The sequence below is a fragment of the Bacteroides faecichinchillae JCM 17102 genome, assembly GCF_000614145.1.
GTDB classification, from domain to species: Bacteria; Bacteroidota; Bacteroidia; order Bacteroidales; family Bacteroidaceae; genus Bacteroides; species Bacteroides faecichinchillae.
In genome coordinates this window covers 1-12,391 of sequence record NZ_BAKK01000025.1, presented here as the reverse complement: position 1 = coordinate 12,391, position 12,391 = coordinate 1, and the positions used below count along the sequence as shown (strand labels likewise).

Here is a 12,391-nt window from a genome sequence, read left to right as displayed (position 1 = left end):
AACTAAAACAACTAAGGAATATGAAAAAAGGTATCCAATTAGTAGCCCTGTTATTGACGGTATTTATGATTTCATGTACAGGTGGGAAAGAAAAGGCAGCTGTGAAAGAAGAAGAGAAGCTGAAGGTGAAGGTGGCTGATGTAATGGCTCGTCCCGTAGAGCAAATACAAGAGTATACGGCAACAGTAGAAGCAGAAGTGAAGAACAATATCGCTCCTTCATCACCAGTGCGTATCGATAAGATTTTTGTCGAAGTAGGTGATCGCGTAAAAAAGGGGCAGAAGTTAGTGCAGATGGATGCTGCAAACCTGAAACAGACAAAGTTACAGCTGGACAATCAGGAGATTGAATTTAATCGCATTGACGAACTCTATAAAGTAGGTGGTGCTTCCAAATCAGAATGGGATGCAGCTAAAATGCAGTTGGATGTGAAGGAGACCGCTTATAAGAACCTGTTGGAAAATACAGCATTATTAAGTCCGATCAATGGAGTTGTTACTGCTCGTAATTATGATAATGGTGATATGTATAGTGGTGGTAGTCCTGTGCTAGTAGTCGAACAAATTACTCCGGTGAAACTTTTAATCAACGTATCTGAAACTTACTTCACAAAAGTAAAGAAGGGTGCACCAGTGGATTTGAAATTAGATGTATATGGTGACGAGATATTTAAAGGAACGATTAGCCTGATTTATCCTACTATCGACGCAGCTACACGTACTTTCCAAGTAGAAATCAAACTTGATAATAGAGACCAGCGCGTACGTCCAGGAATGTTTGCTCGTGCTACTCTCAATTTCGGAACAGCAGATCACGTCGTTGTTCCAGATTTGGCAATTGTGAAGCAGGCTGGTTCAGGCGATCGTTATGTATTTGTTTACAAAGACGGTAAAGTATCTTATAACAAAGTCGAATTAGGCAGACGTATGGGATCAGAATATGAGTTGATATCCGGTGTCCCTGATAATTCACAAGTAGTCGTTGCTGGTCAGGCACGTCTAGTGAATGGAACAGAAGTAGATGTTGAAAAATAATTAAATTAAAGAAATGAGTTTATACGAAGGTGCGGTTAAGAAACCGATTATGACCTCCCTCTGCTTCCTGGCAGTGGTGATCTTTGGTCTTTTCTCTTTGTCCAAATTACCTATCGATTTGTATCCGGATATTGATACAAACACGATTATGGTAATGACCGCCTATCCCGGTGCAAGTGCGTCGGATATAGAAAATAATGTGACTCGCCCGTTGGAAAACACGTTGAATGCGGTGAGTAATTTGAAACATATCACCTCTCGTTCCTCCGAGAATATGTCATTGATCACGTTGGAATTTGAGTTTGGTAATGATATTGATGTACTAACAAACGATGTACGCGACAAGTTGGATATGGTAAGCTCTCAACTTCCTGACGATGTTGAGAATCCGATTATTTTCAAGTTTAGTACAGATATGATTCCTATTGTGCTGCTTTCAGTACAGGCCAATGAGAGTCAATCCGCTCTTTATAAAATATTGGACGACCGTGTAGTCAATCCGTTAGCACGTATTCCGGGTGTCGGTACCGTTTCAATCAGTGGTGCACCGCAACGAGAGATACAGGTATATTGTGACCCGAATAAATTGGAAGCTTATAATCTGACAATCGAAACGATTAGTTCGATTATTGGAGCTGAGAATAAGAACATTCCGGGTGGTAACTTTGACATTGGTAGTGAGACGTACTCATTACGTGTCGAAGGTGAGTTCGACGATTCCCGGCAGCTGGAAGATGTTGTAGTTGGTACACACAACGGAGCTAATGTATTCTTGCGTGATGTTGCCAGAATCGTTGATACTGTAGAAGAGCGTGCGCAGGAAACATATAATAATGGTGTTAAGGGAGCCATGATTATTGTTCAGAAACAGTCAGGTGCTAACTCCGTAGAAATTTCAAAGAAGGTAGCAGAAGCACTTCCGAAACTACAAAAGAGTTTGCCGAGCGATGTGAAGCTGGGTGTGATTGTCGATACCTCAGACAACATTTTGAACACAATTGACAGTTTGACAGAAACTGTTGTCTATGCGTTGCTCTTTGTTGTGATCGTTGTGTTCCTCTTCTTGGGACGTTGGCGTGCGACGTTGATTATTTGTATTACCATTCCGCTCTCATTGATTGCCTCCTTCATTTATTTGGCAGTTACCGGAAATACAATTAATATCATTTCCTTATCATCACTATCCATTGCAATTGGTATGGTGGTGGATGATGCGATTGTAGTACTTGAGAATGTAACGACCCATATTGAACGTGGTTCGGACCCGAAACAAGCAGCCGTACATGGAACGAATGAGGTGGCTATCTCTGTAATAGCTTCTACATTGACGATGATTGCTGTATTCTTTCCGCTGACAATGGTTAGTGGTATGTCCGGTGTACTCTTCAAGCAGTTAGGGTGGATGATGTGTGCTATTATGTTTATTTCTACCGTAGCTGCTTTGTCACTGACTCCGATGCTTTGTTCCCAGTTACTTCGTTTGCAGAAGAAACCATCAAAGATGTTCAAACTCTTCTTTACTCCGATTGAGAAAACTCTGGATAGGCTTGACGTATGGTATGCAAAGATGCTGAACTGGGCAGTACGTCATCGTCCGGTTGTGATTGTGGGTTGTATTGCTTTTTTTATTATTAGTTTACTTTGTGCCAAAGGTATTGGTACCGAGTTCTTCCCGGCACAGGATAATGCTCGTATAGCTGTACAACTGGAATTACCGATTGGTACACGAAAAGAAATAGCGCAAGACCTTTCCCAAAAACTGACCCAGAAATGGTTAGAGAAATATAAGGGTGTCATGACAGTATGTAACTATACTGTTGGTCAGGCAGACTCAGACAATACTTGGGCTTCTATGCAGGACAACGGTTCACATATTATTTCCTTTAATATCAGTTTGGTAGACCCGGGAGATCGTGATATTTCATTAGAGCAAGTCTGTGACGAGATGCGTGAAGACCTGAAGGCTTATCCGGAATTCAGTAAAGCACAAGTAATTTTGGGAGGTAGTAATACAGGTATGTCTGCTCAGGCAAGTGCTGACTTTGAAGTATACGGATATGATATGGCGATCACTGATAGTGTGGCAGCTCGTTTGAAGCGTGAATTGCAGGCTTTAAAAGGTGTATCGGAAGTAAATATTAGTCGTAGTGACTACCAGCCAGAGTATCAGGTAGACTTTGACCGGGAGAAACTTGCTATGCATGGGTTGAACCTGGCTACTGCCGGTAACTATTTGCGTAACCGGATAAATGGTGCAGTGGCTTCGAAATATCGTGAAGATGGTGATGAGTATGACATTAAGGTTCGTTACGCGCCAGAATATCGTACTAGCTTGGAAAGTATTGAAAATATTCTGATTTATAACAGTCAAGGTGAAGCTGTTCGTGTGAAAGATGTGGGTAAAGTAGTTGAGCGTTTTGCCCCTCCTACTATTGAACGTAAAGACCGTGAACGTATTGTAACTGTATCTGCTGTTATTTCCGGTAAAGAAGCATTGGGTAATATAGTAAATGAAGGTAATGCTATTATCAATAAAATGGATATCCCCGGTGAAATTTCTATTCAGGTGGCCGGTTCGTACGAAGATCAGCAAGATTCGTTTCGTGATTTGGGAACTCTTGCCGTTTTGATTGTTGTCCTCGTATTTATTGTAATGGCGGCACAGTTCGAATCATTAACTTATCCGTTCATCATTATGTTCTCTCTACCGTTTGCATTTAGTGGCGTTTTGATGGCATTGTTTTTCACAAAAAGTACATTGAGCGTCATGAGTTTGTTGGGAGGAATTATGTTGATCGGTATTGTGGTGAAAAACGGTATTGTGCTTATTGACTATATCATTCTTTGTCGTGAACGTGGTTTGACAGTCATGAATTCTGTAGTAACGGCTGGTAAGAGTCGTCTTCGTCCGGTATTAATGACTACTGCTACTACCGTACTCGGTATGATTCCGATGGCTATCGGTGGAGGTCAAGGTTCGGAAATGTGGAGCCCAATGGCGATTGCCGTAATTGGCGGTTTGAGCGTATCAACCATATTGACATTGATTCTGATTCCGACACTATATTGTGTATTTGCCGGTACAGGAATCAAGAACCAACGTCGCAAGTTACGCCGTCAGCGTGAACTGGATCTTTACTTCCGGGAAAATAAAAGTGACTATATTAAGAAATAATAGAAAAGAAATATGAAATCAGTATTAATAACATTCGATCAGGCCTATTTTGAACGTATTATTGCATTGCTAGATCGCTTGAATTGTCGTGGCTTCAGCTATTTGGAGAAGGTTCAGGGGCGTGGCTCGAAGACTGGTGATCCGCATTTTGGTAGCCATGCATGGCCAAGTATGTGTTCGGCAATCCTTACAGTAGTTGATGATAATAAAGTCGATCCATTATTGGATACATTGCATAAGATGGACCTAGAAACCGAGCAATTAGGTTTACGAGCTTTTGTTTGGAATATTGAACGAACGATCTGACACCCATACAGTGAATAAATAAATGGAAAGGAGAATCGCATTAAATAATGTAGATTCTCCTTTCTTTTTGTCGCTTTTGTCTATCTTTGCAGTCGTTTCAAAAATTTGAACGTAAGGTAGATTATGAAAAATTATCTGAAATATTCGCTCTGGCTAACTTTGCTTGTATTTATCATTCTGATAGGATTACATTGGTTACCGGTAATATCAATTGCCGGTCATACTATGAGGCGTGTCGATCTTTTAGGAGACTTGCGCTATCCGGAACCGGAAGAAGTGGTTGCCGATTCAGATAGTATCGTTCTTCCACCTGTAGTAAAACCTGCTTTTGTGGATACTTGCCGGACGGGTCTGACTTGTATTGAGGATTATAGTGATTCCACCAGCCGAGGTATGACCCCTTTCTATGAAGCACTTGACCGTGTTTCTTCTACTAATGCCAATGGTTCCGAAGATAATATGGTACGTATCGCTGTATTTGGCGATTCTTTTATAGAAGCGGATATTTTTACTGCTGACTTACGTGAAATGCTTCAAAAACGCTTTGGTGGGTGCGGAGTAGGTTTTGTGACAATCACATCAATTACGAATGGGTATCGGCCTACGGTACGACAAACTTTCGGAGGATGGTCGAGCCATGCAGTAACCGATACTATTTCTTTTGATAGGAAAAAGCAAGGAGTATCCGGACACTATTTTATTCCTAGGAAAGGAGCTTACGTTGAACTGCATGGACAAAGCAAATATGCCTCTTTACTTGATACTTGTCAGCGAACATCTATTTTCTTCTATAATAAAGGAGATATGCGACTTTCCGTTAGTGTCAATCGGGGGGCAGAACAGACTCATTCATTCACTCCCTCTAATAAATTGCAACAGATGTATTTGGATGGGCGTATCGGTTCGGTACGATGGACAGTGAATGAGGCGGATTCCACTCTTTTTTATGGCGTGGCAATGGATGGTAAGAAAGGAATCATTCTGGATAATTTCTCTTTGCGTGGAAGTTCTGGACTTTCTCTCCGAGGAATACCGGCAGAGATGATGAGGCAATTCAATCATCAGCGACCTTACGACTTGGTTATTTTGGAATACGGATTGAATGTAGCTACGGAATATGGACGTAATTATGATAATTATAAGAAAGGATTGCTTACTTCTATCGAGCATATAAAGAAGAATTTCCCTCAAGCCGGAGTGTTATTGTTGAGTATTGGTGATCGCGAATCTAAAAATGAGAATGGAGATCTACGTACAATGCCGGGAGTCAAGAATCTGATCCGTTATCAACAGAGTATAGCAGCGGAAAGTAGTATTGCTTTTTGGAATATGTTTGAGGCAATGGGAGGCGATGGAAGTATGGTTAAAATGGTAAATGCCAAACCTGCTATGGCAAATTATGATTATACACATATAAATTTCCGGGGTGGCAAACATTTGGCAAAGCTATTGTATGAGACGTTGATATATGGAAAGGAACAGTACGACAGGAGGCGTTCTTATGAGAAAGAGTAACCGGTTGTTTGTCTGTTTTTTGATTATATGTATAACTGTTTCCGGATTTCTGTCGAAGGTTATAGCTCAAGATCAAATGCCTGCCCGTCCTTCCTTAACAAAATCTTTGAAGACAGTGAAGCCAATGCGGGAAATGACTTGGATGGCCGATACCATTTCTCTGCCACAACTTTTTTTCCCTTCGGCTTTCAAAAAGACCGGACGGAATGAAGTTATTGATAGTATTGCTTTGTTTATTCCTATCTTTGAACGTCTCCGACAAGTACATGCTGGGATCTCAGAAGACACAGTGCGCATTGTTCATATTGGTGATAGCCATGTTCGCGGTCATATTTATCCGCAGACTACGGGTACACTGCTGAAAGAAGCCTTTGGGGCTATTTCCTATACAGATATGGGAGTAAATGGAGCTACATGTCTGACATTTACTCATCCTGACCGCATTGCTGATATTGTTGCACTGAAGCCCGAACTGTTGATTCTTTCTTTCGGGACAAATGAAAGCCATAGTCGGCGTTACAACGCTAATGTACATTATAATCAGATGGATGAACTTATTAAATTGTTGCGTGACAGGCTTCCCGAGGTTCCTATATTACTGACTACTCCTCCCGGTTCTTACGAAAGTTTTCGTCAGCGTCGGAGAAAACGTACATATTCAATAAACCCTCGTACAGCGACAGCAACAGAAACAATTCGCCGTTATGCTAAAGACCATCACTTATTAGTGTGGGATATGTATGATGTCGTAGGTGGGCGTGAACGCGCTTGTCTTAATTGGACGGAGGCACAACTGATGCGTCCCGATCATGTACATTATTTACCCGAAGGATATGTTCTACAGGGGAATCTATTATATCAAGCCTTAATTCAAGCTTATAATGACTATGTTACCCGTTGATATAGATTTCAGCCGTCTCAAAGAGGTGCTGACTTATGATCCACAAGCACCAATGATATTCAGTAGTGGTATCTTCCTCTGGTTGTTTACTGCTTTTATGATAGTATATGTGTTGTTGCAACGAAAGAATACGGCCCGTATCCTGTTTGTTACTCTTTTTTCCTATTACTTTTATTATAAAAGCAGTGGCACATACTTCTTTTTACTTGCTATTGTAACAGTCTGCGATTTTCTTTTAGCGCAATGGATGGATCATACAGTGGGACGTTGGAAACGTAAAGGGCTGGTGACGTTGAGTCTATGTATTAATCTGGGTCTTCTCGTTTATTTTAAATATACGAACTTTTTGGGAGGGGCTATTGCTTCCTTGATGGGGGGCGAATTTACTACGCTCGATATATTCTTGCCGGTGGGGATTTCTTTCTTTACCTTCCAATCATTAAGCTATACCATTGATGTTTATCGCCGGGAGATAAAACCGTTGAGAAATTTGCTGGATTATGCTTTCTATGTATCCTTTTTTCCGCAATTGGTAGCCGGACCGATTGTGCGTGCTCGTGATTTTATTCCTCAAATCCGAAAACCGCTTTTTGTTTCGCAGGAAATGTTTGGACGAGGTATTTTCCTTATAGCATCCGGTCTGTTCAAAAAAACAGTGATCTCCGATTATATCAGTATCAATTTTGTAGAACGAATTTTTGATAATCCCACGCTTTATTCGGGTGTGGAAAATCTGATGGGAGTATACGGGTATGCTTTACAGATATATTGCGACTTTTCTGGTTATAGTGATATGGCTATCGGTATAGCTTTGTTATTAGGATTTCATTTCAATTTAAACTTTAATTCTCCATATAAATCTGCTTCTATCACCGAATTTTGGCGTCGTTGGCATATTTCTTTGTCCAGTTGGTTGCGCGATTACCTATATATATCTTTAGGAGGAAACCGGAAAGGAAAGTTCCGTCAATATTTAAATCTGATTATTACCATGTTTTTGGGTGGTCTTTGGCATGGAGCTTCTTGGAACTTTATGCTTTGGGGAACTTTCCATGGCATTGCTTTGGCTGTACATAAAATGTGGATAACTTTTACTGGACGTAAGAAAGGAGAGGGGAGTCATGGCTGGAGGCGTGTATTCGGAGTCATAATCACTTTTAATTTTGTTTGTTTCTGCTGGATTTTCTTCCGTAATGCCGATTTTGATAATTCGATAGATATGTTGAAGCAAATATTTATGGCTTTCAATCCGCAACTTTTTCCACAATTGTTGGAGGGATACTGGCGCGTATTTGCTTGATGTTACTCGGTTTTTTACTCCATTTTGCGCCCGACCGTTGGGAAAATGCACTTTGTCGTGGAGTTATCCGTCTACCGTTCTTAGGAAAGGCATTGTTGATGGTAGCATTGATTTATCTCGTGATTCAAATGAAAAGTACGGAAATTCAGCCATTCATTTATTTCCAGTTCTGATACTTTCTCATTTAGACGTTTATATATATAAATTACATTATAGGCGAACAAATGTCGGGCAATTGGAAGTTTATTGAAAAAAAAAATCTTTTCTTTGTAAATTACAAAGTTAAAATGAGTAATCATATGAATGATTCTGTAAATTATCAGCCGGCATCCAATCGTTATGATGGGATGCAATATAAATACTGTGGTAAGAGCGGCTTGCAGTTGCCTGTGATTTCTTTGGGATTGTGGCATAATTTTGGTAGTGTGGACGACTTTGATGTAGCAACAGATATAATTAAATATGCTTTCGATCATGGTATTACACACTTTGATTTGGCAAATAATTATGGTCCTGTTCCTGGAAGTGCAGAAATAAACTTCGGTCGGATTCTGAAAGAAAACTTTCAGGGCTATCGGGATGAAATGATTATCTCTTCTAAAGCTGGTCATGAAATGTGGGCAGGGCCTTATGGTGGAAATAGTTCACGAAAAAATCTGATGGCAAGTATTGACCAAAGCCTTCGTCGTACTGGTTTAGAGTATTTTGATATATTTTATACTCATCGTTATGATGAGGTCACTCCTATCAGGGAGACAGTTCAAGCACTAATTGACATTGTAGAAAGAGGAAAAGCCTTGTACGTCGGAATATCTAAATATCCTCCTGAGAAAGCATATTTAGTTTACGAAATGCTGTCAGATGCAGGTGTGCCTTGTCTCATTAGTCAATATCGTTATAATATGTTTGATCGTACGGTTGAGAAAGAAAATCTTAGTCTGGCAGCAAAGAATGGTTCTGGTTTTATTGCATTCTCTCCTTTGGCTCAGGGACTATTGACAGATAAATATTTGAATGGGATTCCGGAAAATTCACGTGCTGCACGTCCTACCGGATTTTTACAAAGCTCACAGGTAACTCCTGAAAAAGTGGAGATTATCCGGCAACTGAATGAAGTCGCTCATCGTCGTGGTCAAACGTTGGCGGAGATGGCATTGGCATGGACACTTAAAGATAAACGGATAACGTCAGTAATTGTAGGAGCAAGTTCTGTGAAGCAATTAGACGATAATCTACATGCTTTAGATAATTTGGAATTTACGTTTGATGAGTTGGCTGAGATTGATCAAATCTTACTTAAACGTGTGAAGCATAGAAAAGAAAAATAGTAGAAAAGAATACACGCCTTAAAATAACCGATCTTAATACCATGAAGAATTTGAACTCAATGAGAATTTTGTATTTGTTTTGTGCATTGTTTGCTGTGTCAGTGGGATATGCCAAACTAAAACCAGTTTCACTGACCTGTGAATATATGGAGAACCCGGCTGTAGTCGATGTTCCGTCTCCTCGTTTGTCGTGGATCAATGAAGTTACTTCAAAACAGATCCGCGGTGAAGTTCAGAAAGCTTATCGCATTGTGGTCGCTTCTTCAAAAGATAAATTATTGAATGGTGAGTTTGACGTTTGGGATAGTGGAAAAAGAAGTTCTTCAGATTCGTATTTGATTCCTTATGAAGGACAACAATTACAATCTGCAAAGGATTATTGGTGGCGTGTCATGACTTGGAACCGACAAGAAGAGGCGTCTGCTTGGAGTGAGCCTGCTTATTGGGGCATGGGACTTTTGTCTGCTGACGAATGGAAAGCAAAATGGATTGGTGTACCCTGGCAAGGCGAGGCACCTAAGAAGACGCTTAAACCTAACTCAACTGTGTATCCCTCTTATCCATCCCCACTTTTTCGGAAACTATTTAATGTGAAGGAGGATATTGTTTCGGCAAAAGTTTTTGTCACTGGACTGGGATATTTTGAACTTTATATAAATGGTGAAAGGGTAGGAGATGATTATCTTGTACCGAACTTTACCAATTATACGGTTCGGGATGATCTTAAATATGCAAATATTGCTATTGACAATCGTTTCCGTAATTATCGGGTGATGTATTTAGCGTATGATATTACTGGTTTGTTGCAGGAAAAAGAAAATGTAGCGGGAGCTATTGTCGGGAATGGATTTTATGATTGCGTGAGTCATTGGGTATGTCCGTTCGGTTCACCCCGTTTTCTTTGTCAGATAGAAGTGACTTATAAGGATGGAAGTAAAGATATTATAGCTTCGGATGAGACGTGGAAAGTAAAAGAATCTCCTATCATAATGGATGGGGTATTTGATGGGGAAATTTACGATGCAAATGCGGAAGTGGAAGATTGGGCAACCGCAAAATGTGATGATTCAACGTGGAATTATGCAGTATTGCGCCAGGCTCCGATTGGAATGCTAACTGCCCATACTGCTCCTACAGATAAGATTATAGAAGCTCTTCGGCCGATTTCTTTTAAAAAATTGGAAGCTTCAGTCTATGAAGTTGACTTTGGTAAAGAGATATCTGGATGGATACATTTTAAGGATATTAGGGGACAAAAGGGAGATACTTTAAATGTTAAATATATTTGTGAATCTCCGTTGGGGATTCAACAGTATATTTTAAAAGGTGAAGGGAAGGAGTCTTATGCTCCCCGGTTTACTTGGTATGTTTTTAGTAAAGCTATTATAAGTGGTCTTTCTGATCTGTCTGCAAAGAATGTAATTGCTGAGGCTGTAAATACGGATGTGAAAATTTCGTCAGAATTCAAAACGTCCAATTCGCTGTTTAACCAGATTAATGAAATATGGCAACGTAGTCAATTAGATAATATGCATGGAGGTGTAGCCAGTGATTGTCCGCATCGGGAACGTTCTGCTTATACAGGAGACGGACAAGTGGCGTGTGTTACGGTAATGCATAACTTCAATGCTGCTGCGTTTTATCAGAAGTGGATTCGTGATATAAGGGACGTGCAAAATATCGAAACAGGGTATGTACCCAATGGAGCACCATGGCAACCTGGTTGTGGTGGGGGCGTTCCGTGGGGAGCAGCTATGAATATTATGCCTTGGGAGTTTTATCTTCATTATGGAGATAGGCGTATGTTAGAAGCCAATTATTGGGCGATGAAAGAACAAGTGCGTTATATGTTGACATGGCTTACTGCTGATGGAACAATGTTAGCTAAGAGCACCAACTGTAACTCGAAAGAACCAAATTATTGGCTGAACTTAGGTGACTGGGCACCTGCATTTGCTATCCCTTTGGAAGAATTGGTGCATACATTTTATCTATGGCGTTGTGCTGATTATACGGCAAAAGCTGCTGAGGCTATAGGTAACGTTACTGATTTTAGATATTATTCAGAGTTAGCAGAACGAGTCAAAGGAGCTTTTCATCGTAAATTTTATGATAGAGAAAAGAAAACGTATGGTGATTATGGTAGTAATATTTTCGCTTTGGTGATGGGAGTTCCGGAAGAATCATATAAAGATGTTGTAGCGACTTTGCGTCAGGAGGTAGTAGAAAAATATAAGAATCATTTGAATACGGGAATTTTTGGTACTCAGTTCTTTTTTGAAATTTTGGCTGCAAATGGGTTGAATGATGTGGCTTATGAGGTTATGAATCAATCTGATTTTCCTAGTTACGGTTATTGGATTAAGCAGGGAGCTACTACTACTTGGGAACAATGGAATGGTAAAGACTCACATAATCATCCAATGTTTGGTGGAGGATTAACCTGGTTTTATCGGACTCTTGCAGGAGTAAAAGTAGATGAGAATGCACCTGGATATAAACGTGTTATCATAAAACCTGCATTACCTCAGAAATTGTCGGAAGTCTATTATTCAAATATGACCCCCTATGGTAAACTGGTGTCAGAAGTTCGACAGAATATTGGTTCTTTAGAATTAAATGTTTCTATACCTGTCGGAAGTGAAGCGACGATTTATATACCTGTGTATCATTCTGATCCTAAAATAACAGAGAGTGGAAAGACATTAGCTTCACGTTCTGGTATTGAAGTGCTGGGTATTGAAAATAATTATTGTAAAGTAAAGGTGGGGCAAGGTAATTACCGGTTTTTGGTTAAAGAGTAGATTTTATTTATCTCTTTTATTCAGCTAC

Annotated in this window: 7 protein-coding genes and 1 pseudogene; all 8 read left to right on the top strand. The window is 40.1% G+C overall.

Annotated elements, in window-relative coordinates; genetic code table 11:
* Positions 1-20: 20 nt before the first annotated feature.
* The 8 genes and pseudogenes from JCM17102_RS12900 (at position 21) to JCM17102_RS12865 (ending at position 12,363) form a co-directional block, all read left to right on the top strand.
* Entirely contained in the window at positions 21-1,034 is a 1,014-nt protein-coding gene (locus JCM17102_RS12900; protein WP_025075436.1) for an efflux RND transporter periplasmic adaptor subunit, read from the top strand.
* A gap of 13 nt (positions 1,035-1,047) precedes the next feature.
* The gene (locus JCM17102_RS12895; RefSeq protein WP_025075435.1) at positions 1,048-4,209 is read left to right on the top strand and encodes an efflux RND transporter permease subunit; all 3,162 of its coding nucleotides are present in this window, start codon (positions 1,048-1,050) and stop codon (positions 4,207-4,209) included.
* Between the two features lie 12 nt (positions 4,210-4,221).
* Positions 4,222-4,515: a PG0541 family transporter-associated protein gene (locus tag JCM17102_RS12890; RefSeq protein WP_025075434.1), complete on the top strand. Its 294-nt coding sequence runs from the start codon at positions 4,222-4,224 to the stop codon at positions 4,513-4,515.
* 123 nt (positions 4,516-4,638) lie between these two features.
* The gene (locus JCM17102_RS12885; protein ID WP_033886837.1) at positions 4,639-6,030 is read left to right on the top strand and encodes an SGNH/GDSL hydrolase family protein; all 1,392 of its coding nucleotides are present in this window, start codon (positions 4,639-4,641) and stop codon (positions 6,028-6,030) included.
* Positions 6,017-6,931 carry an SGNH/GDSL hydrolase family protein gene (locus JCM17102_RS12880; RefSeq protein ID WP_025075432.1) on the top strand — a complete coding sequence of 305 codons (915 nt, stop codon included), beginning with the start codon at positions 6,017-6,019 and terminating at the stop codon, positions 6,929-6,931. Before JCM17102_RS12885 ends, JCM17102_RS12880 begins: the two co-directional genes overlap by 14 nt.
* Positions 6,918-8,404: pseudogene (locus tag JCM17102_RS27575) on the top strand (MBOAT family O-acyltransferase). Before JCM17102_RS12880 ends, JCM17102_RS27575 begins: the two are co-directional and overlap by 14 nt.
* A gap of 126 nt (positions 8,405-8,530) precedes the next feature.
* The gene (locus JCM17102_RS12870) at positions 8,531-9,559 is read left to right on the top strand and encodes an aldo/keto reductase (protein WP_025075431.1); all 1,029 of its coding nucleotides are present in this window, start codon (positions 8,531-8,533) and stop codon (positions 9,557-9,559) included.
* A 41-nt stretch (positions 9,560-9,600) separates the two neighbouring features.
* Positions 9,601-12,363, top strand: a complete 2,763-nt coding sequence (locus JCM17102_RS12865) for an alpha-L-rhamnosidase-related protein (RefSeq protein WP_025075430.1) — start codon at positions 9,601-9,603, stop codon at positions 12,361-12,363.
* Positions 12,364-12,391: the final 28 nt, after the last annotated feature.

What these genes read in the sequence shown, in the direction of transcription:
- JCM17102_RS12900 (WP_025075436.1), top strand. Translation starts at nt 21, where the DNA reads ATGAAAAAAGGTATCCAATTAGTAGCCCTGTTATTGACGGTATTTATG.
- JCM17102_RS12895 (WP_025075435.1), top strand. Translation starts at nt 1,048, where the DNA reads ATGAGTTTATACGAAGGTGCGGTTAAGAAACCGATTATGACCTCCCTC.
- JCM17102_RS12890 (WP_025075434.1), top strand. Translation starts at nt 4,222, where the DNA reads ATGAAATCAGTATTAATAACATTCGATCAGGCCTATTTTGAACGTATT.
- JCM17102_RS12885 (WP_033886837.1), top strand. Translation starts at nt 4,639, where the DNA reads ATGAAAAATTATCTGAAATATTCGCTCTGGCTAACTTTGCTTGTATTT.
- JCM17102_RS12880 (WP_025075432.1), top strand. Translation starts at nt 6,017, where the DNA reads ATGAGAAAGAGTAACCGGTTGTTTGTCTGTTTTTTGATTATATGTATA.
- JCM17102_RS12870 (WP_025075431.1), top strand. Translation starts at nt 8,531, where the DNA reads ATGAATGATTCTGTAAATTATCAGCCGGCATCCAATCGTTATGATGGG.
- JCM17102_RS12865 (WP_025075430.1), top strand. Translation starts at nt 9,601, where the DNA reads ATGAAGAATTTGAACTCAATGAGAATTTTGTATTTGTTTTGTGCATTG.